This is a genomic window from Bacillus sp. A260 (assembly GCF_009861435.1).
GTDB lineage: Bacteria > Bacillota > Bacilli > Bacillales > Bacillaceae_G > Bacillus_A > Bacillus_A cereus.
Genome location: NZ_CP046398.1, coordinates 5,021,519 through 5,043,952 on the forward strand (window position 1 = coordinate 5,021,519; position 22,434 = coordinate 5,043,952).

A 22,434-nucleotide genomic window follows, 5' to 3' on the forward strand; every position below is an offset into this window, starting at 1 on the left:
TTCTCTTGCTGTTCTTTGCGCGTTTCAGTCTTAGGTTCCGTGCTTTCTTGGACACTACGATGTGCCACACGTTTCAAACAAATATGCTTCCACTTTCTTTCGTAACGTTTCATTATTCTAGATGTCCCCCTTGAATGCGCTTTAAAACTATTTGAAATCGCTTACAGGAAATAATATAGCACATATATATAAACGTGACAACACATTTCCGACATATTTTTGACAAAAATACGAATAGAATTCGTAAGGTATCGAATATTGTCGAAACCTATCGTTTTTTCTTCGTATAAAAGGCATACTACTTATATGGTAAAGTATTTTATTTCCCCTACCCGCATTTCAAATTCCTTCTATATAAAGTGAAACTTTCATTAGCCATCACCAATCGTACTTTTACAGGCAAATAGAGAAATAAAAAAGAGCTGATATGAAATCAGCTCTTTTCCTTCTATTATTAATGACGCTTCATACGTCCTTCTTTTTGTAACTCTTTAAATAATGCTGCCATCATAAAGAAAATAACAAAGACGAACGGGAATGCTGCAATGATAGCTGCCGTTTGTAAGGCTTCTAATCCGCCAATATATAATAGCGTAGAAGCTATCGCGGCTAGAACGATACCCCAAATCATTTTAATACGATTGGGTGGGTTTAAACTACCATGTGTCGTTAACATCCCTAAAACGAATGTTGCAGAGTCTGCAGATGTAATAAAGAATGTTGCAATAAGTAAAATACCTAAAACTGATAAAGCTGATCCAAAGCTGCCCATCTGATCGAACATAGCGAATAATCCTACTTCTGTTCCCATTTCTTTCACTTTGTCGAAGATATGTGCATCACCAAACAGCTCCATATGAATACCAGTACCGCCGAACACAGAGAACCAAAGTGCACCAATTACGGTCGGCACAAGTAACACACCGATAACAAACTCACGAATCGTACGACCTCGTGAAACACGAGCAATAAACGTACCTACGAACGGTGACCACGCAATCCACCATGCCCAATAGAAAATTGTCCATGACTGAATCCATTGATTCCCACCTTCGTCTAATGGACTTAAACGGAAACTCATACTTGGCAATTCCTGAATATAAGAACCGATTGTTGAAGTGAAGTAATTCATAATAAAGTTTGTTGGACCTGCAAATAATACAATGATCATAAGTGCAAATGCAAAAATAATATTCGTATTACTTAAATATTTAATTCCTTTATCAAGACCTGTTTGCGCAGATAACATAAATAATACTGTTACGATTGCAATAATAACTAACTGAGTCGTTAATGAGTTCGGGATAGATGTTAAATAACTAACACCACCTGCAATTTGTTTCGCACCAAGACCTAATGACGTTGCAACACCAAATACAGTTGCGAAAACAGCTAACACATCAAATGAATGAGCAATACGCCCGTGTTCCCCGCCCTTAAATAACGGACCTACTGTCGCACTAATCGTACTTGCTTTTCCTTTTCTAAAAGTAAAGTAAGCAATGCATAACGCTACAAACGCATATAGTCCCCAAGGATGTAATCCCCAATGGAAAAACGAAAAACGCAGTGCAAGGCGCGCACTTTCCTCAGTTGCACTATCTCCAAACGGAGGTGCGTATAAATGGTTTAATGGTTCGGCAACGCCCCAGAAAACTAAGCCAATACCCATACCAGCACTAAATAACATAGCAAACCATGTCATATAACTATAATCAGGTTCATCATCATCTTTACCTAAACGAATAGAACCGTATTTCGAAACAATTAAAAAGATAGAAACACCTAAAATAATAGACACTGAAATAATATAAAACCACCCGAACTTACTAACTAATGCAGTTTGAATTGCGGTTGTTACATTTCCTAAACTACCTTTTCCAATAATAGATTCGGGAATAATCCCCCAAATTGTAAATGCAATACATAATGTTAATGAAACGATGAATGTTTTTGTCAGTTTCCTCATCAAATCCCCCTTCGTAGGTTTCGCTTTTGTAAATAACATAAATTCCGATATGTAAAATCGGGTAGAAAACTATAATTTTGCGGTGATTTTCTTACTTTCACCTTCACCAATTCGAATTCTTATGGACAGCCTTACCTTTCGTATAACTTTTTCACTCTGCAAGAGCTACAAGTTAGAAATACTGCTGTCAAATTGTGTGAGAAAAACGCGGATAGGAATGTATTTTCCTAAAAAAGGATGTGTTACATATGTAAAAAAGGGCAAAGTTCTTCCTTGCAACCCTTTCGTTTTGTAACAATTATGCGGTTTTTTTGCTAGTATATAGCACGTGTTTATAGCTTCACAAACAAAATGTTTATGTTTATATAACTATATTACCCATAAAACGGTAAAATACTCAAGGAATGTAATCGTTTAGTAAACATCATGTGACATTCCTGTAACATTTTTATTTACGTCGAAAAAAACATGTTGTATTAAATATTTTGAATATAACTAGAAACCTATGAGTCATATAGAATGAAAAACGCTTTCCTATATTTTTTGTTATATTACAGGATGTTAACGACTTATTACGAATGGTTTGTAATTGTGTGTTTTCCCCAAATCCGAAAAAATCTGTTGCTATAATGAGGACACGAAAACAAACGCAATGGAGGCTATCATGAAAAAATTAATTGGTATAGCAACAGCAGCAGTTTTTGGTCTTGGGATTTTCACATCATCTGCTAATGCAGAAACTGTTGTAACAACAGACGTACTAAACGTACGCGAAAACCCTACTACTGAATCAAAAGTTGTCGGTAAATTACTAAACGGTAATAAAATAGATGTTCAAAATACAGAGAACGGATGGTCAAAAATTACTTTAGACGGTAAAGACGCATTCGTAAGTGCAGAGTTCACAAAAAGCATCTACTACGTAACAGCTAACGTATTAAACGTACGTGCTGAAGCGAACACAAACTCAGAGGTTCTTGGAAAGTTGAAGAAAGACGATGTAATCGAAACAACGAACCAAGTACAAAATGAGTGGTTACAATTTGAATATAACGGGAAAACAGCTTATGTTCATGTTCCTTTCTTAACAGGTACAGCACCTGTAATTGAGAAACAAGAAACAACTGCTCCTGCTAAAGCTGCAGCACCAGCTAAGGCTCAAGCACCTGTAGCACAAGCAAAACCAGCTGCTAAGCCTGCTGTGAAAGCTGCTGAAACTAGCACACCATCTGGTGGTCGTGAGTTAACAGTTGTAGCTACAGCATATACAGCTCACCCGAGCGAAAACGGTGGCACATATGGCGGCCGTGTATTAACTGCAATGGGTCATGATTTAACTGCGAATCCAAATATGAAAATGATCGCTGTTGACCCGAAAGTAATCCCATTAGGATCTAAAGTATGGGTAGAAGGTTACGGAGAAGCTATCGCTGGAGATACTGGTGGTGCAATTAAAGGTAACCGTATCGATATCTTACTTGGATCAGATAGCGCTGCTCAAAAATGGGGACGCAAAACTGTTAAAGTGAAAATTTTAAAATAACCAATGACTGCTAAATTACAAGCCGGTTCTCTTTATTGAGAGCTGGCTTTTATTTATTTATAATACATATAAGGAGGCTACGCCCATGAATGTACAAGCAAAAGTAGACTGGATTGGTACGCCAAAACCGTACATATATAAAGATGAAGTGACATATAACGCTACTTCTATTGATTTTTCACTCGCTGGCGATGATAACCGCTATAAGTTAATTGTGCTCAAGTCTGAAAACAATACACATTACAAAATTGTGCAATATGGAATAAAACCAGGCTCTCAAAAGCCATTTCCTATCGACATTCCATTTGAACAAAACATGTTACCAATTATAGAACAAATATTACATGATTCGTATGTACAAGCGATACTAAAGGAAACACACTCATAATTGTAAAAAAATATATCAACGATTTTTCAATTATATCTATCATAAATCGCAATATATCAACGATTTTCCGATTATATCTATCATAACTTACGATATATCAACGGTTCGACACGAAATATCGATTTAGCTACAAAAAGAAGCTGTTCAAATATTGAACAGCTTCTCTCATATTAACGAGTTGGACCAGATACATCTTCTGATTTCAACGTATTATTTGCCCCAAGAGAATGATACAACATCTTTCCATTTCCATTCACAGTTACAATATGTTCGTTATTAAAACTTTTGAACTTCACAGATCCATCACCGTAACGAATATGATACTCTTCATATGTCGTTACTTTATATTTCGTAGCACTTTGACGCTCTACATTACGAACTTCCATTGTTAATAAGTCTTCTGTAATTCCTTTTTTGTTTAAATACTGTATATAATCACGGTCTTCCTTATACGATTTTCCGCTCTTATCATAATTATTTTCAATTAAACTAAAATCATTTAATGAAATTGCACGTACGTTATCATAAATATGATTTCTTACAAATTCGCCCACTGCTGAACTTGATGTTTCTTTCGGGAATTTTAAGTAATATGTGCTTTGGTCTCCAATTTTAACACTTTCAGATTTCATCACACCAAGATCAGTAGTTTTCTCTAAATGTACTTCTACTGTTTCATCTGTGGATACAGGGCCAAGCTTATAACTTCCATAATTTAATTTTCCACGTTTTTTCCCATTCACAAATACAGTTGCATCACTTTCATCAGAAGAAATGCTTACATACTTGCCTTCAAGCGATAAATCCACTTTCACCTTCTCGCTCTGTTCATCCGCTAAATCTACTTCTTTCTCTGTTTCTAATTCAGTAAGTTCTGTCTTCGCCGTTGCCTTTACAACATATGTACCTGGGAAGTATGGCCCCAACTCTTTCGAAGTTTTATCACTAGAAAGCTCTGCTTCTTTTTTGTCATTCACATATATTTCTGCATTTTTTGCAGTTGTACTAACGCTCATATAATAAGATTTCATGCTGAACTTATACTTTGGATATAAGAACCACTCTTTTCCCTCTTCTACTATTTCCCCGTCCTTAAATGAAGATTTATCTTTTGTTAACTTTTGATCTACTGTCTCTTTCTGTAAATAAGACAGTAATTGTTTATTGTAAGAAGGATTCTCTTTTAAATAACGCATGTACGCTTTAAGATCCTCTGTCTTAATCTTTAAGCTTGAATCATTTGCTTTTACAAACTCATCAATTGCATTAATATCTTTCTTTTGGAATGCTTCAATCATTACATTTACTTGCTTTTCTTTTGAAAACTTATATGCTCCAAATTTATATGCCCCAAATAATAATGCAGCAATAATGGCAAAACCAATGATTAAAAATAAATTTTTTTTACTTTTCACTGGTTTTGTCTCGCTTTGTAATTCTGTATATGAAGCAGCAGTGTTATCAACGATTACTTCTACTTTACTCCCACACGCAGGACAAAAGTTCAAATGGTCTGCAACATTCTTTTTACATGTTCCACAAAACTTCAACGTGCTCTCCTCCTATTTTTTAGCTAATTTCATTCCAGCAAATGCCGCTACATATGTCACAATAAAACTAAACAAAATTAAATATGTAAATGAATTTTGCATAGATAGTACTGTTCCGCTTGTTCCAAATAAACTTGTTACAGTTCCTAAAACATTAATTTGGAACTTAGAAATCATATTCATTACAATCATCATAATTGTGTAAGAACCACTGCATACCGCTAATGTAATATATATATTGGCAGTCGGTAATTTAGCTAACTTTCTTCCCGCTCTAAACATAAAGAACAATGGAATAATAAGCAGTAATAAACCGTAATGGAATACGTTATTCACTTTATCAAATTCTGCAAGGCTTCCCTCATTTGCTCCTTTTGAAATCAATATCTCTCTAAGCTCTACGCCATTTACAGAGACGCCTGATATAAATGAAAACGATAGTGTGCTCTCATATGCATTTGATTTCTTACCAATTCTAGTAAATTCCTTACTAAGTGCTGGACTTGATACTTCTAACGGCGCAAAATGAGCCATACTCCATAATTGAGGTATTAACTCTAATGCTAATAATGTACTTTCAGATTTTAAAGTTGTTATTTCTTTTAATGGTTCAATACCGTCTTCCTTACTTACTAACGCCATAATACAAACCGCTACTGCTGTTACTAAAAGTCCTTTTATCATAGCCGAAACACCGTAATAAACAGACGCTCCATATGGCATTAACTCTTGAAATGCTGCTGCCATATTGTTTTTGCTTGTATGAGCAATAAATCCTAATAAGGTAAATAATGTCCCACATACAAAACCACTCAATAAATTCTTCATCGCTGAATAGCCAACCGTAATCTTACCTGCTTCTGAGAATGGGATTGCAAAAGATTGTGATGCTATAAAACTTATAATGAATAAAAAGACTCCATAAATAATACCAACTGTTGCTGCCATAAAGATTTGATTTTTAATCGTTTTCGCAACATGCTGTTTCCCTAACCAAATTCCTGTACCAGCGAAAATAATAAATGGAATGATTAATAATAATGTAAATGGAGGATGCCAAGATAAAGAAAATATCAATCCACTATCATCGTTAGCTGTAAAACCAAGTAAATGGTAACTTAACATCGTAGAAGTTGCACTCGAATAAAAACTTGGCAACATTTCTAATTCTTTCGCAAATTTGCTAAACATCTCACTTAACATAGAGGCAAATAATAAACTACCAATCCAACCAGCAATTAACATGAGAATACTTGCAACAGCCCCACGAATAAAACCTTTTTGTAAAACGGCTTTATCTACTTTAAATTCAACTTTAGGAGCACCATCCATTGTAGGCAATTTTACAGTTTGTTCTTTTTTCTTCACAACAGATAAAGAATACCCACACTTTTGACAATATAAATTTTTTTGAGCATTTTCACTGCCACAACCTCTGCAGTATTTTGCAGTATCTTTTTCTAATGTTACTGCATCTATAGCTCCTGCAATCTCCATACTACCTTCATTTGGGCAATAATTTACTTCTTCACCATGTTGTTTTCCACATGTGCGACAATACATTTAATTCACTCCCCACTTTGCTTAATTCCACAAACTGGACAGTAAGTAGAGTTTTTATCGATATGCTCATTACATGAAATACAATTTACCGTTTCACCTTCATTTTCTACTGCTAACATCGGGTTAGGCTTTCCACACGAACCACAAAACTTATCATTTATTGATAAAGGTCCACCACATTCACATGTAGCTTTTTCACCTTGTTGTTTTTGCAATTCAACAATGCGCTTTCTTGCTTGATAAATAGCTACATCAAATTCTTGAACTGGAGCAATCATTTCTTTTAAGCTCGCTTCATTTACTCCACTTCCTCTTAATTGAACATACACTTGCTGTCCAACCTCTAACAGAACCTCTGCTTTTTTCTGCATTTGCACTTGCATTCCCTTTTTCAATTGAGCAATTTCTTGTGCAACTTGCAACTTCATTTTCCCTTGTTCTATTCCTTCTTGTAACTTATTCATTCCACTACCTAACTTCGTCTGTAAATCTGACAAATCATTTCTCCTTCTATATATATATATATATATATGAAATTAACTTTTTATTTATTACCATGATTTTCAAGTTATGTAATCCAAATTTCATTTTTTCTGTTTTGAGCATTTTTTGTTTATAATGGTAAAGGAAAGAAATATGTGTACGGAGGAATATTATGCTGCAACACTCAATTACGAAAGATGAAATTATGATGATTGCGAATGAGTTCGTTCAAGGACTAGATCCACAGCAAACAGCTGATCAGGAACATGTCGCTACAGCTCGGCACCTATATCGTAGTGGTGTTGTCTACAACGTTGACTTTGATGGTTATACACTATCAGGAACTGTAGATGCGGAAGGCAACGTATATAGCGTTCATATTCCGATTCGTAATGTCGCTGAAAGTTATTGTGATTGCTTCGCACCAACACAATGTGAGCATATGCTCGCTGTATTACTATCTGCAGCGTCTAGTTTCGGGCAAGTAGGAGATGTATTAACTTTATTTAAAAATAATACGAAACCTTCCCTTCCTCCTATTCGAACTGCAAGACAAGTATTGCAATCATCAGCTTTTGAAGAAACGGATTATAAAAGTTGGGAATCATATTTTGAAAAAGAATATGAATCATTTAAAAAAGAACAAGCTCGCCTTACTTATAAACAAATGTATTTTCTTATGAGTATCTTTACAGATTTCTATACGAAGCTTGAGCGGAAAGCTCCGCGCGTCATCGCCATACATGAATTATTCAGGTTACATGCAGCACTTTACTGCTTTCAAAAATTATTAGAAGAAATCCAGGCATTCGAAGCAAACAAAACGTATTCTTATCACCAACCTGTTAATGTCGTTCGCCTATTTGTAGACAAAGTGGAATCCATCGTTCGGGACTTACAATCAGAAGCGATTCCTTCAGAGTCTGAAATAATTTTGCAAGAAACAGCTCGTCTTGTTCATGAAGTATTCTTCTCTACCGACGCTTATACACAAGAGCGATTTTTCATTTATCGCCACATATGGAGTGAACTTTTAAACAATAAGGAGAAAATACAAGAGGAAGAAAAACGAATCGATACGAAAATCAATCCACTATCTAAAGCATTAGCGTCTTCTCACCTTCTGTTTTTAAATGAAGAAGATCTACTAGCAATGGACTTACTAAAAAAACAGCCTGCTTCTGTTGTGAGTCTATACTTCTATTGGTTAGAAGAACTATTAAGTGCCATGCAGTGGGATCGTGCAAAAAACTGGCTTTCCTTTACGTATAAACAAGTAAAGAAAACGATCCAAAATCACGAAAATACGATTTTCATAAAAGATATCGTTCGGCTATTTGTAATCATGTATGAAACATACGCAACACATACAAATGAACAAGCTGGTTTTGAAATGATTTTACAAGAACTATTACCGTATAGTTTCACAAACTATGAACAGTACGTACTCGCGAAAAAACAGTATCGTACATGGGCAGAGCTTCATCTTTTATATGGGTTTGAAGCAATTGAACTGTTAAAAGAACCACTGAAAGATATTGAAAAAGAAGCGCCAGAAGCAGCACTTCCTCTTTATCATCTTGCTGCTGTAGAAGCAATTGAAGAACGAAATCGTAAATCATATAGACGCGCAGTTCGTTACTTAAAGAAATTACGTACATTATATAAACGATTAAAACGCACCGATGAATGGGATGCTTTCATTATTCACATCGCCAATCTCCATTCACGTCTGCGTGCACTACAAGAGGAATTACGGAAAGGAAAATTAATCGATGATCAATCAAACTGAAGTAACAATTAGGCTCCAGCATGTTAGTCAAGGTTGGTTCCTTTGGGGAGAAGATGACAGCGGTACTCCATTATCCGTAACAAGTTGGAAACGAAATGCATTCACATGGCACTCTACTTCTTTCTACGGTACGTTTCTAAAAGAAGCAACCTTCGAAGGAAAACAAGGTGTGCTGCTAACAAATGCACAAGCCTTTGAATACATTGCAAACAAACCGATGAATTCCTTTGCACATATTCAACTGAACGGCCCTATTACAGCACTTACAAAAGATGCAAATGAATTATGGGATGCCTTTACGAGTGGTAGCTTCGTACCAGATATGGAGCACTGGCCCAAACAACCATCTTGGAAAGTTCAAAACACGCCAATTGAAGATGACACATTAGCATCTCTTTTCTCAGCAGCAGTTAATGAAAGCATATTACAAGACAATCGCTCAAATGACGGCTGGGAAGATGCTAAAAGACTATATGAACATTACGACTTTACGAAAAGACAATTGGAAACAGCACTACATGAAGAAGATTGGCTTCGAAAAATTGGTTATATTGAAGATGATCTTCCGTTTACAATCGGACTAAGACTGCAAGAACCACAAGAAGAATTTGAAATGTGGAAACTTGAAACAATCGTGACACCAAAGCGCGGGGCGCATCGCATATATGTATATGAAAACATCGATTCCTTACCGAAAAGATGGCACGATTACGAAGAACGGATTACAGAAACACAAGAAGGTTTTAGTAAGCTCATACCGTGGTTAAAAGAAGGAGATACGTTCCGAAATGAGCTCTTTGAAACAGAAGCTTGGAACTTCTTAACAGAAGCAAGCAATGAATTACTTGCAGCCGGCATTACAATTTTACTACCATCATGGTGGCAAAATTTAAAAGCAACAAAACCGAAATTACGTGTCCAGCTGAAGCAAAATACAGTACAAACACAATCGTTCTTCGGTATGAATACGCTCGTTAATTTTGACTGGCGCATTTCTACGAATGGCATTGACTTATCAGAAAGCGAATTTTTCGAACTCGTTGAACAAAACAAACGTCTATTTAATATAAACGGTCAATGGATGCGACTAGATCCAGCCTTTATCGAAGAAGTAAGGAAACTCATGAACCGTGCCGATAAATACGGACTAGAGATGAAAGATGTCCTGCAGCAACATTTATCAAATACGGCTGAAACAGAAATTGTAGAAGATGATAGTCCGTTTACTGATATTGAAATCGAACTAGATGGATATTATGAGGAACTATTCCAAAAGCTGCTTCATATTGGAGATATTCCAAAAGTAGATGTCCCTACTTCACTAAACGCAACACTTCGTCCGTATCAACAACACGGCATTGAATGGTTGTTATATTTACGAAAGCTTGGATTTGGAGCATTGCTAGCTGACGATATGGGACTCGGGAAAAGTATTCAAACAATCTCTTACTTACTATATATAAAAGAAAACAATCTCAAAACAGGCCCTGCATTAATCGTAGCGCCGACATCTGTTCTTGGAAATTGGCAAAAAGAATTTGAGCGTTTCGCACCGAATTTACGTGTTCAATTACATTACGGAAGTAATAGAGATAAGGGCAATTCATTTGAAGATTTCCTTCAATCCGCAGATGTTGTATTAACATCTTATGCATTGGCTCAACTTGATGAGGAAGAACTAACTTCATTATGCTGGGATGCTGTTATTTTGGATGAAGCACAAAATATTAAGAACCCACATACGAAACAGTCGAAAGCAGTACGAAACTTGCAAGCAAATCACAAAATCGCTTTAACTGGTACACCGATGGAAAATCGCCTCGCTGAACTTTGGTCCATTTTCGACTTTATTAATCATGGATATCTCGGAAGCTTAGGGCAATTCCAACGTCGCTTCGTCACACCGATTGAAAAAGATCGTGATGAAGGAAAAATTCAGCAAGTTCAACGGTTTATCTCACCATTTTTACTGCGCCGAACGAAGAAAGATCAAACGGTCGCATTAAATTTACCAGATAAACAAGAACAAAAAGTTTACTGTCCTCTTACTGGTGAACAAGCTTCCTTATATGAACAACTTGTTCAAGATACACTGCAAAATGTCGAAGGATTAAGTGGAATTGAAAGACGCGGCTTTATATTACTTATGCTGAACAAGCTAAAACAAATTTGTAATCATCCAGCTCTTTATTTAAAAGAAGAAGAGCCACAAAATGTCGTTGAACGCTCTATGAAAACAAAAACGTTAATGGAGCTCATCGAAAATATAAAAGATCAAAATGAAAGTTGCCTCATCTTCACTCAATACATCGGCATGGGGAACATGCTAAAACGTGTGCTAGAAGAAAAATTCGGCCAGCGTGTCCTCTTCTTAAACGGTAGTGTGCCGAAAAAAGATCGCGACAAGATGATTGAGGAGTTCCAAAACGGAACGTATGACATTTTCATCTTATCCTTAAAAGCTGGCGGAACAGGATTAAACTTAACCGCTGCCAACCATGTCATTCACTACGATCGTTGGTGGAATCCAGCTGTGGAAAATCAAGCAACAGACCGCGCATATCGCATTGGTCAAAAACGATTTGTTCATGTTCACAAACTCATTACAACAGGAACATTAGAAGAAAAAATTGATGAAATGCTAGAAAGAAAACAATCTCTAAACAATGCGGTCATCACAAGCGATAGCTGGATGACTGAACTATCAACAGACGAACTAAAAGAATTACTTGGTGTATAAAGTGAAACTTTAATCAGTGGAGGTTTTACTCCCCGCAAAAAAAGCGCTAATCTTATTTGAGATTAGCGCTTCTTTCTATTCCAAAACCAATTACTTATTATAATTCCCGTTAATCCGCCGCACGTATCAAGCAATGAATCTTGCCACATTGGTGTACGGTCTCCCGTATACCATTGGTGAATTTCATCAAATGTTGCATAACCCGCAACGAAAAGAAGGGCATATATAAAGCATCTTTTCCTCGAATGACCTGATCGATGAAAAGCGTAATAAATCAATGAACCTAGCATAAAGAACACCATAAAATGAGCACCTTTACGAAGGAAAAACTCAATAAATCCGCCTACACCTTTATTCGCAATACTAACTGGGGTTCCTCCACCATAATCGATAGATACCCATGAAAAATGCTCTTTCACAAATTCAACATTTACATATTGTTCAATATCTGAACGCATATCCTGCTTTTTATATGGTTGTGCCGAAGAATAGAAAATCAGCCCCATCCATAGTAATACAGGAATCCAAAATAACCATTTACGATTCATTATCCAGAATTCTCCTCTCTTAATCTTTTAAGGGTACCAAAAAAAAGAAAAAATTTCACGCCAAAACATGACATTCATGCCCTATTTATAAAGTGAAAGGAGGTGATACACATGGCAATTGAAACAATCGTAATGGATTTAACTTTACGTCTTGTCTTAAATAACGGATTAGATAAGAACGGCAAAACAGTTTTCAAGAACAAACAATTTAAACGTGTTAAAACAAATGCGAGCTTAGATCAAGTACACAACGTAGCTCATGCTCTAGCTTCCTTACAAGCATCACCACTTCACGCTGTACAACTTGTAAGCACATCAGATCTTTCTAAACTATAAAGTAAAACTCGGATCAGTGGGGATTTTAATCATCCCCGCTGATTATTAGACCGCAATTTAACCGGCAGACCCAAATCCCATAAATAGCTTGATAAATACAAAGGAGGGAATAACACATGCAAGTACTAGAGTTGATTTTCGCAAAAGAAGATGGAAAAACAGTCGTTTTTTCTATCGATACGCCCATCACACCAATCGATGCACAAGTCGTAAATCAAGTAATGGATACAATCCTCGCCTCATCTGTATTTTCATCCATTGATGAAAATACACGAAAAAAGGGAGCTCGCCTTGTAGAAAAAAATGTATCTGAAGTTCCAATTACTCTATAAAATGAAAAAGACGAATCTGCATCATTTTGCAGATTCGTCTTTTTTCTTCGGCATTTCAATCGGGATAAAAATCTTTGAAAAACCGACGCATACATACTTATAATGTTCTTCCCCTATATCAAACTCAGTCGTATATGTTGAGAAGAATATATAATCATTTCGCTTCGTATAATGATCGATTAATAACCCAACTTGTGGCTCAACATACTTTTTCGCTAACTTTTTACCGGCCGATGCCAAGTCGCCAAGAAGACCCTCTTCATTCTCTTTTTGAACTTCATCTAGCTTCTTACTCACATCATTACGCTTCATAAACTGCTTCGCTGCCCATTCTGTATATTCTCCTTTACTCGGATTACTGTTTGCTAAATATACTAGGAGAACGACAACTAAAGCCATAATAATATATTTTTTCTTCATACTATATCACCGCCTACTCTTTTCTATTTTCATATATATGTACAAGCGATGCAAATTAGAAAGACTATCACCTATTGATTGTAAACGAATAGCCAAAATTTACAATACAAAACAAAATATTAACACCGAGTTTACTTATTCCGTATATAATTATATTCGAAATATTAATTTCATAAGGGAGGACTTAAAATCATGAATAATGAAAATAACATTATTATTTCTAGTTCTACTATGATGCTTGTTCCATACAATCACCCTTATTATCGTACAAAACTTATCGACAGTAGCGGAAATGATCTTCGTTCCTGCCAAACCGCATTACAACTCATCAAACAATCTTGCTTAACCCATATTCACTCTACTTATCAAGGCAGGCGTAATGCAGTCCAAACAAATTTTAGATTTAAACAAAACGTTCCAATTCCAATTAATCATCGGGAATACATTTGTACTTTTCCAACAGAATCTCCTTCATCTCCAAACTGTATATGGCTATTTTATAACCACATACACGATATAGAATTTTGCCAAAAGATTAAAAAGACTAAAATACACTTTTCAAATGGCACTACAACAACAATATCTATCAGTCCCCATAAATTGCAGCAACAATTATTAAAAGCTGGATACATACTATCTCGTATGAACATGCAAGATTCACTACAATTTAAAAACCCCTTGTTACATTTACTACATTAAACTAACAAATAGAATGGAAAGCAACATCTCTTGCCTTCCATTCTTATATTAATATTTATCCTCTTACACTATCTCGCATTTTCTCGAGTGCTTGCCGATACATCCATCTTACTTGATAATATGTCATTTCCATCTCTAAAGCGATTTCTCCCATCGTCTTCCCTACAAAAAAACGTTCAAAAATAATATACTTCTCCTTCTCATCTAACACGCTCATAAAATCCTTCACTCTTATTTCAACATCCTCAAAATGAAAGATATCCTCATACTCTCCTACACATACACATCTCTCCTGCACTGCGAACTCTTTCTTCAATCTCTCTAATATATAACCTCGCACCGTTACAACTGCATATGCAGGGAAATACCCCTTCTTTTCATCAAATCTTTCATACGCATGCCAAAGACCGATTAAACCACATTGATAATACTCTTCATAATCTTTACGAATACCTAATTTCTTTATTTGATTTACAATCATCCCTTCATACAAAACAACTGCCTCTTTAAAAGTCGCTGGCTTCACACAGTACCCGTTTCTAAAAGGTATACCTTTCTAGTATTCCGCGGTACCTTCACAATATAAAAATAAAGAAAAGATTTCACTGTGAGTAATTTCAAATACTACCGACGGAATTTGAAATTACACTAGATAGTATTTGAAATTTTGTTGGTGGTATTTGAAATAGAGGTAAAAATAAAAAAGGTGACTCTTGGAAGAGCCACCTTTTTCTAAAAGAATAAATTATGCACCAAATTTTGGAGCTAGACCACTTAAACTAGTAAATCCAACTGAAAGAATAAAGAAAATAACAATTAAAATCGTTGCTTGTTTTTTACTTAATCCAGCCGTAATATGTAATCCTAATCCCATTACAACTAATGTCCAAATATTGAAAACTTCGAATGATGAAGCAGCACCATGAGCAACTGTACCTGGCTCAAATAAAGTTGCTAAACTTGTATAAGAAGTTTCAATATCTCCACCAAGAATCATTCTAATAATAAAGTTCACAATTGCACCTAAAATTGAAATCGTATATGTGTAGACATAAATAGATAATAATTTCATGTATGAAGTATCATTACTCATAAACATCATAATCACTTTATAAATAGCTGCCGCAATGAAGAACCAAATCGCAGTACCAAATAGCCCTCCAACAATACCTGCTCCTATTCCGAAGTAACCAACAACTTTAGCCGTTTCAGCATCAGGCACCTCACTCATTACATCAGGATGATTCATTACTTGATACATGCTAATCCCTGCAATTACAGCTGTTAATATAATGAAAAGGAAAAATGCCCCCCATACTGGACTTTTCGTCTTCATTCTCTCAAATTGCTCACCTGGAGAAGTAATCATTCCTAATAATGATGGCTTCTTCGCACCTACATCTTGCGTATTAATATTTGCTTCCATTATAACGCCTCCTTCTATTTATATAACCCGTTCTAACGGGCGGTTCACTTCCTCATATAGAGGCTACGAACCGCCCACTAGAACGGTAATGTGTAGTTCTACTACACTATTAATTACTCATAACGCAATGCTTCAATTGGATCTAATTTCGCAGCTTTATTTGCTGGAATTAATCCGAAAATAATACCGAGTGTCATCGAGAACAGTACGCCTCCAACGACAACTTCCCATGAAACAAGTGGTGGCCATTTTGCGAATGTAGAAACGATATATGCTCCGCCATACCCAAGGCCAATTCCGATCAAACCACCTAGAAGTGTTAACATAACTGCTTCAATTAAAAACTGTAATAAAATTTTACTACGCGTTGCTCCAAGCGCTTTACGTATCCCAATTTCGCGCGTACGCTCCGTTACAGATACAAGCATGATGTTCATAACACCGATACCACCAACGACTAATGAAATACCAGCGATACCACCGATGATCATTGTCATAATGTTAGTAACTTTAGAAACATTTTCTTGGAATTCTTTTAAATTAACCAGTTCATATTTACCCGGAATTTCACTTGGCTTACGGCTATTTAATACATCAACAGCTTGTTTCCCTGCTGCTTCTAAATCATCTACATTTTTAGCTTGAATTGCGATACTTTGAATTTCATCTGTTCCGTATAAAACAGGCCATAACGTAAGAGGGATTAACGCTTCTTCCATTTCAAATCCCATAAATTCATTATCAGATGTATACACACCGACAATTTGCATCGGTTGTCCTTTCATCTCAATAATTTGTCCTACTGGATTTACACCCTTAAATAACGTCTCTTCTGTTTTTGTACTAATCATCACAACGTTATTTGCATGAGAAATATCTGATTCATTTAAAGTACGTCCCTTTACGACCTTTACTTTATTAACCGCAAAATATTCATTATCAAGACCAATAACATTCAAATTTGCTTTTTTATCATTTACATCAAGCACCTCTGTCGTCTGGTTTGTCGTAATAACATGTGAAACATCTTTCACTTGTTTTACTTCCAAAATATCCTCTTCCGTTAACTTCGGCATTTCAAATCCACCTATAGCAAACTCATCATTAATATCTGGTTTAAATTGAATTGGCATAAGGTTATTACCACCAGAACCTGCGAATTTCGACTTCAGCATCGCTTCTCCGCCTTGCCCAATTGCAACGACTGTAATAATCGAACCTACCCCGATAATAATACCGAGCATCGTAAGAGCTGAACGTAATTTATGTGCTAAAATAGAAGATAGGGCAATTTTTATACTATCTAGTAAACTCATACCGCACACCTTCTATCTTCTGTAACTTTCCCGTCTCGCAGTACAATGCGGCGGGAAGAATACGCTGCTACTTCCTCTTCATGCGTAACCATAACAATCGTCGTACCTTCTGCATTAAGCTTCGTGAAAATATCCATAACTTGCTCACCAGACTTCGTATCAAGTGCACCAGTCGGTTCATCAGCCATAATGAACGTTGGATTATTTGCAATCGCTCTTGCAATCGCTACACGCTGCTTCTGTCCACCTGATAACTCATTTGGTAAATGATGCACGCGGTCTGCTAATCCAACTTTACCTAACGCCTCCAAAGCACGCTTGCGACGCTCCGCTTTCTTCACGCCACCATATACGAGCGGAAGCTCAACATTCTCCACTGCTGAAAGACGAGGCAGTAAATTAAAATGCTGGAATACAAAGCCAATATATTCATTACGAATTAAAGCAAGCTTTGACTCGTCTGCTGTTAAGATATTCACGTCATTCAGCATATATTCGCCTTCTGTTGGACGATCTAAACAACCGATAATATTCATAAGCGTCGACTTACCAGAACCAGACGGTCCCATAATCGAAACGAACTCACCGCTCTGAATTTTTAAACTAATACCATGCAAAATCGGCACCGCCAATTTTCCTTGATAATACGTTTTAGCAATATTATTTAACGTAATCATTTCTCTTTCACTTCCATTCCGTCATACACATCGTCGGAAGGATTTTTAACCACCTTTTGCCCCACTGTTACGCCTTCTACAACCTCTGTCCAATCTCCATCAGTAGAACCTTTTTTCACATTTTGTTTACGAAGCTTCCCTTTATCCTCAACATAAACAAATGCATCATCGCCTTTTGCTACAATGCTCTTACTTGGGACAGCAATCATCTTCTTATTCTCTAAGTTTACTTGCAATGAAACATGATAACCTGGAGATAAACCATCTTGACTATCAAGACTTGCTTTATATGTATACTGAGACATATTTTGAGTTGCTTCACCCACGCCGCCAGCTTGCGCCATCTCTGCGCTCGTTGGGAATTCGCTTACCTCTGTAATCTTACCTGTCCACTTCTTCTTATTATTTGCTTTCGCCGTTACAGTGAATGTTTGATCCTTTTGAATTTGTGACTTCTGAAGCTCAGTTAACGTACCTTGAACTTGGAATGGATCTTTAGAAGCTACTTGTAAAAACGCTTTTCCTTGACCACCTAAAGCTTGAGATGAACTTTGTGCCGCATCTTTATCTAACTTTTGAACAACACCAGCGAAATTACTATAAATCGTAAGCTCTTTCTGCTTCTTACTTAACTCTTCTTTCTGCAACTTTCCTTTTTCTTTCTCAAGATCAGTTGTCTTTTGAGCTATCTCTAACTCGTTTACTTGCTCGTCCATTGGATCCGTTACTTCTTTCCCAGCTCCGCTATCTTTCGCCTTCTTAATTTCTTTCTTTAACGAATCAATCTTCTTTTTCCCTTGATCATAACGCATATCCGCCATCTTCTGATCAAGCTCAGCTTGCTTCATTTGAAGATTAATCTCTTCATTGTCATAAGAGAATAACTTCGTACCTTTTTCTACCTCTTGCCCTTCTTTTACCTCAATATCTTTCACTTTTCCTTTGGCCGGATCTGCATAAAAACTTTCAATATTACCAGGCTTCACCTGACCAGAAATTAACTTCGTATTATTCAGCTTACGCTCTGTCACTTTCTCAAAACTTACAGCATCAGCATTTGTTGATGCACCCTTCTTCTTACCTTGCATAACAAAAATATTAATTGCCGCTACAATAACAATTAGTGCAATAACCCCAATAATAATCCATTTCTTCTTCTTGTTTGGAGTACGAACCGTATTTGGTAACATATTCTCTCTCCCTTTATAAATTAATAGTTTAATAAATATCATAATTGTATAAAACTTTCCGAAAATAAATTGTATATTATTACAATCTTTTTACAAAGTTTTACACATCCATTTATATTGTAACAAAAATTCCAATGATTAGAAATATGACATTATATCTTTTAAGATAGATTTAAGAAAAGATTATATTATATAGAAAAAGCCATCCAATATAACAATTGGATAGCTTTTTTAAATAAAATATTATACTACTTTAGAAGATTTTCTCTCATGTCCCATTTGAACAATCAGTAAGAATATTGTTGATAAAATACCGCCTGCTAACAGTAACATGAAGCAACCATCCCAGCCAGAACGATCAACAATAATACCAATTGCTGCGTTAGCTACGAAACTACCCCCAACATAACCGAACAGACCACACATACCAACTGTTGTACCTACTGCAAACTTCGGTACTAATTCCATTGCACTTAAACCGATTAAGAACTGTGGTACATAAATTAAACAGCCAATTACAGAAACTGCAATACTTACAACAAGTATACTAGTTGCTTGCCAATATACAATCGTACCAACAACAACTCCAGCCATACTCATAACACATAATGGCATACGTTTTCCTTTGAATAATTTATCACTTAAAAAACCGACAATTAAAGAACTTGGAATCGCTGCTGCTTCAAATATTGAATATGCTGCATGTGCTTCTGTTTTCGTAAAACCTTTCACTGTTGTTAAGTAAATTGGTACCCAGTTAATAACACCGAAACGAATTAAATAAACAAATGCATTTGCAATACATAAGAACCAAACAAATTTATTTTTCACTACATACTTCATTAAAATTTCTTTTGGTGACATCTTATTAGCATTATCTGCTTTTTCAAGATTTTCATAGTCATTACGATACTCATCAATTGGCGGAAGACCTTCAGATTCTGGCGTATCTTTCGCATTAATCCAAACAAGAACTGCAATTACCATTGCGATAATCGCAGGGAAAATAAACACGCCGCCTTGCCAATGATTTTCACCGAAAATACCTACACCAATTCCAATGAATGGTGGAACAAGTAATCCACCAACGTTATGTGAAATATTCCAAAGACCTGTTTTCGTCCCACGTTCTTTCTTCGAGAACCATTTCGTCATAACAATACTACAAGGTGGTGCTCCCATACCTTGTACAATACCGTTTAGAACAAGTAATGTTAAAATCATCCCAAAGGAAGATGCATAACCGAAACAAATATTAACAAGCCCAGATAAAAATAAACCTACTGCAATAAATCGTTGAGCAAATGCCTTATCCGATAAATTACCCATAAAGAATTTACTAAGTCCGTAAACAACAGCCATTACTGCACCTAATAATCCGATTTGTGTAGTGCTAAATCCGAACTCGTCTACTAAATACGTAGTAGATAAATTAAAGTTACTACGAACTAAATAATAAGCAGCATATCCAACTGAAATCCCGATTAACACACGAATACGTAGTAATCGATATACACGATCGATCATATCCGCTGGCAATCTTTCAATTGCAGGTGCTGGCTTGAGCCATTTAAACATATATTTCTGTCTCCTTTTCTCACTTCAGAGAGAGACGCTGTCTATTCCATATCTCGATTATTCCGCTATTTGATATATTTTGGTTCGTCCTTCTAACCGGCTGTCCTTCTATTTCTTTCTCATTCTTCGCAAACATCGTTGGTACGCCAAACGACACTTTTTCTAAAATATGCCCCGCTTCTTCTGATAAACAATAATCAATAAATAAATCCGCAATAATACCACTCGGTGCACGTTTTAGTTTAGAAATCGCATTAACAGATAAGCCTGTTTGCTCAGGTTCGTTACTTAAAATCGGAAAGCCTTGTTTTTGAAGCATTCTCTGATCTCCCATAAAGTTGATGCCTATCATATATTCACCGCTCGCAACAAGTTCTGCTGGGATGTAACCATTCACTGTTACTTCTCCAACTTGTTCCGCCAGATTCTTCACATATTCCTTCGCTTCCTCTTCACCTAACGTATCAATAAGTGATTGAAAAAACGTATATGCTGTACCTGAAACATTTGGATCGGGCATGACAATCTTTCCTTTATATACTGGATTCAATAAATCTTTCCATCTTAACGGATACGAGAGACCGAGCGGCGCTATTTCCTCGTTCCACCGCTCTTTATTAATCGCAATTGCCAGCTTCTCCACTTCATAACCGTACCAATAACCATCTTTATCTTTAACAGTTTTTGAAATACGATTTGCATGTTGGCTTATCACAGGAATAGAAAGATTTTTTTGCTTCATCATTTGATGCGCATCTACTGTACCGCCAATAATAATATCCGCCTTCGGATTTCCGGCTTCTTCTTCCACTCTACGAAGAAGTTCTTCTGTTGAAAGACGAATAAATTCATACGTACATCCGCGCGGCTTACAAAATGATGAAAGTAACGCTTCACCAACTTCCTCACGAGCCGCTACATACGCAACAATATGACGATCATCCAAAATAGGGAGACCATTTTTACTATATTTAATAGAGGTTGTATCTCGAGAGCAACTAGACATCGCTCCTCCAATTACTAGCAAAAAGAAGAAAAAGGCTATCTTTCTCATGACGCATTCTCCTTTACGAATAACTCTGCTAGAGAACCTTTCATATACATGACATTTCCGTTATTATCACCGAGATATTGCACAACAAAGTACGATGGATACACAGAAATCGTAAGAATATCTTCACGATCATTCTTTACACGCTTACCTGTTTTATAAGCTGTAATATAAGCAATCGGTTCATTCTGCGATTGTAATAACTTCTGAATTTCTCCGTAATCTGTAATTTGCTTTGCGTATCGAATAGAATTAAGTATGTGCGTAAGATTGATAGTACGTACCACATCACCTTGACGTACTACGACATCCTTTGCTGAAGCAAAGAAATCACTAATACGCTCTGGTGTGTAATACAGGCTTAATAAATACGTTTGAAGTGCTGAAATCATCGGATCCATGCCATTCTTTCCGTATACATTTTCCCCATACTGGAACAAGTCACCTACTGCAAAAGTACGCTTATGTCCATTCAAGTACGTTACTTCTCCAGTAAATACTTGTTCTTGGCTCTTAACGTCCCCAGGCTCTATTCGAATTCGGTCAAAGAATGAAACAATCGTATGCAAACGAACTTCATCCGTTACAACAATTTCTCCCCACTTTTCATGTCTTACTTTCACTTCAATTGGAAGAGATTCATTCACCCTTTGTAAAACGGCTTGTTTATCATTTACAATGTTAATTCGATTATAGATTTGCTTCTCCATAACATAAAACAAAACAAGAGAAACAATCATACAAATGACAAACATAAGAATTTGAAATGATAGCCTTTTCATTTCTGCCTACCTCCAAGATAAAAAAACGTTGTTTCGAAAATACCGCATAAT

The 22,434-nt window shown here is 36.2% G+C and carries 21 protein-coding genes; 7 read left to right on the forward strand and 14 right to left on the reverse strand.

All coding sequences use genetic code 11. From position 1 onward, the window contains the following. Positions 1-454 precede the first annotated feature (454 nt). The gene (gene opuD / locus GD442_RS25555; RefSeq protein WP_001229103.1) at positions 455-1,969 is read right to left on the reverse strand and encodes a glycine betaine transporter OpuD; all 1,515 of its coding nucleotides are present in this window, start codon (positions 1,967-1,969) and stop codon (positions 455-457) included. A 664-nt stretch (positions 1,970-2,633) separates the two neighbouring features. Between opuD and GD442_RS25560 the strand changes: the two genes are divergently transcribed. Both GD442_RS25560 and GD442_RS25565 read left to right on the forward strand, forming a co-directional pair. Beyond that, positions 2,634-3,512: a cell wall-binding protein EntA gene (locus GD442_RS25560; protein ID WP_000733328.1), complete on the forward strand. Its 879-nt coding sequence runs from the start codon at positions 2,634-2,636 to the stop codon at positions 3,510-3,512. A gap of 85 nt (positions 3,513-3,597) precedes the next feature. Next, positions 3,598-3,900, forward strand: coding sequence for a DUF3910 family protein (locus GD442_RS25565; RefSeq protein ID WP_001102541.1), 303 nt, complete (start codon positions 3,598-3,600; stop codon positions 3,898-3,900). Between the two features lie 170 nt (positions 3,901-4,070). On the opposite strand, the gene GD442_RS25570 is transcribed toward GD442_RS25565, so the two are convergent. The 3 genes from GD442_RS25570 to GD442_RS25580 are packed head-to-tail and all read right to left on the reverse strand — an operon-like array spanning position 4,071 to position 7,510. Further along, a complete protein-coding gene (locus GD442_RS25570) occupies positions 4,071-5,450 on the reverse strand; it encodes a zinc ribbon domain-containing protein (RefSeq protein WP_086407868.1) in 1,380 nt (459 codons plus the stop codon). 12 nt (positions 5,451-5,462) lie between these two features. Beyond that, on the reverse strand, positions 5,463-7,013 hold the full coding sequence (locus GD442_RS25575; protein ID WP_086407867.1) for a zinc ribbon domain-containing protein: 1,551 nt from the start codon (positions 7,011-7,013) through the stop codon (positions 5,463-5,465). Positions 7,014-7,018: 5 nt separating this feature from the next. After that, positions 7,019-7,510 carry a zinc ribbon domain-containing protein gene (locus GD442_RS25580; RefSeq protein ID WP_001281753.1) on the reverse strand — a complete coding sequence of 164 codons (492 nt, stop codon included), beginning with the start codon at positions 7,508-7,510 and terminating at the stop codon, positions 7,019-7,021. A gap of 158 nt (positions 7,511-7,668) precedes the next feature. Between GD442_RS25580 and GD442_RS25585 the strand changes: the two genes are divergently transcribed. Together GD442_RS25585 and GD442_RS25590 are read left to right on the forward strand one after the other, a co-directional pair. After that, positions 7,669-9,288, forward strand: coding sequence for an SWIM zinc finger family protein (locus GD442_RS25585; protein WP_000939141.1), 1,620 nt, complete (start codon positions 7,669-7,671; stop codon positions 9,286-9,288). Further along, positions 9,272-12,028 carry a DEAD/DEAH box helicase gene (locus GD442_RS25590; protein WP_086407866.1) on the forward strand — a complete coding sequence of 919 codons (2,757 nt, stop codon included), beginning with the start codon at positions 9,272-9,274 and terminating at the stop codon, positions 12,026-12,028. Before GD442_RS25585 ends, GD442_RS25590 begins: the two co-directional genes overlap by 17 nt. A gap of 62 nt (positions 12,029-12,090) precedes the next feature. Here GD442_RS25590 and GD442_RS25595 read toward each other — a convergent pair whose 3' ends face one another. Beyond that, the gene (locus tag GD442_RS25595) at positions 12,091-12,576 is read right to left on the reverse strand and encodes a VanZ family protein (protein WP_001080707.1); all 486 of its coding nucleotides are present in this window, start codon (positions 12,574-12,576) and stop codon (positions 12,091-12,093) included. A gap of 111 nt (positions 12,577-12,687) precedes the next feature. Between GD442_RS25595 and GD442_RS25600 the strand changes: the two genes are divergently transcribed. Together GD442_RS25600 and GD442_RS25605 are read left to right on the forward strand one after the other, a co-directional pair. After that, a complete protein-coding gene (locus GD442_RS25600; protein ID WP_000963857.1) occupies positions 12,688-12,912 on the forward strand; it encodes a DUF1659 domain-containing protein in 225 nt (74 codons plus the stop codon). A 116-nt stretch (positions 12,913-13,028) separates the two neighbouring features. Further along, positions 13,029-13,244, forward strand: coding sequence for a DUF2922 domain-containing protein (locus tag GD442_RS25605; protein ID WP_001197593.1), 216 nt, complete (start codon positions 13,029-13,031; stop codon positions 13,242-13,244). A gap of 21 nt (positions 13,245-13,265) precedes the next feature. On the opposite strand, the gene GD442_RS25610 is transcribed toward GD442_RS25605, so the two are convergent. Next, a complete protein-coding gene (locus GD442_RS25610) occupies positions 13,266-13,664 on the reverse strand; it encodes a DUF4359 domain-containing protein (protein ID WP_000731405.1) in 399 nt (132 codons plus the stop codon). A 192-nt stretch (positions 13,665-13,856) separates the two neighbouring features. On the opposite strand from GD442_RS25610, the gene GD442_RS25615 reads away from it, so the two are divergent. Beyond that, a complete protein-coding gene (locus GD442_RS25615; protein ID WP_001058462.1) occupies positions 13,857-14,363 on the forward strand; it encodes a competence protein ComK in 507 nt (168 codons plus the stop codon). 55 nt (positions 14,364-14,418) lie between these two features. Here the strand turns inward: GD442_RS25615 and GD442_RS25620 are convergent, their stop codons facing one another. The 8 genes from GD442_RS25620 to GD442_RS25655 form a co-directional block, all read right to left on the reverse strand. Further along, a complete protein-coding gene (locus GD442_RS25620; protein ID WP_048568630.1) occupies positions 14,419-14,889 on the reverse strand; it encodes a sigma-70 family RNA polymerase sigma factor in 471 nt (156 codons plus the stop codon). Positions 14,890-15,108: 219 nt separating this feature from the next. Then, on the reverse strand, positions 15,109-15,789 hold the full coding sequence (gene yknW, locus GD442_RS25625; protein WP_000387922.1) for a YknW family membrane protein: 681 nt from the start codon (positions 15,787-15,789) through the stop codon (positions 15,109-15,111). Positions 15,790-15,902: 113 nt separating this feature from the next. Next, on the reverse strand, positions 15,903-17,105 hold the full coding sequence (locus GD442_RS25630; protein WP_000054365.1) for an ABC transporter permease: 1,203 nt from the start codon (positions 17,103-17,105) through the stop codon (positions 15,903-15,905). Continuing rightward, positions 17,102-17,782: an ABC transporter ATP-binding protein gene (locus GD442_RS25635; RefSeq protein ID WP_000631613.1), complete on the reverse strand. Its 681-nt coding sequence runs from the start codon at positions 17,780-17,782 to the stop codon at positions 17,102-17,104. The genes GD442_RS25630 and GD442_RS25635 overlap by 4 nt, the downstream gene beginning before the upstream one ends. Further along, the gene (locus GD442_RS25640) at positions 17,779-18,972 is read right to left on the reverse strand and encodes an efflux RND transporter periplasmic adaptor subunit (RefSeq protein ID WP_086407865.1); all 1,194 of its coding nucleotides are present in this window, start codon (positions 18,970-18,972) and stop codon (positions 17,779-17,781) included. The genes GD442_RS25635 and GD442_RS25640 overlap by 4 nt, the downstream gene beginning before the upstream one ends. A gap of 243 nt (positions 18,973-19,215) precedes the next feature. Next, entirely contained in the window at positions 19,216-20,550 is a 1,335-nt protein-coding gene (gene pgtP / locus GD442_RS25645; RefSeq protein WP_000477583.1) for an MFS transporter, read from the reverse strand. Positions 20,551-20,569: 19 nt separating this feature from the next. After that, positions 20,570-21,604, reverse strand: coding sequence for an ABC transporter substrate-binding protein (locus tag GD442_RS25650; RefSeq protein ID WP_001225641.1), 1,035 nt, complete (start codon positions 21,602-21,604; stop codon positions 20,570-20,572). Next, positions 21,601-22,383, reverse strand: a complete 783-nt coding sequence (locus GD442_RS25655; RefSeq protein WP_086407864.1) for a DUF3919 family protein — start codon at positions 22,381-22,383, stop codon at positions 21,601-21,603. The genes GD442_RS25650 and GD442_RS25655 overlap by 4 nt, the downstream gene beginning before the upstream one ends. Between the last annotated feature and the right edge of the window lie 51 nt (positions 22,384-22,434).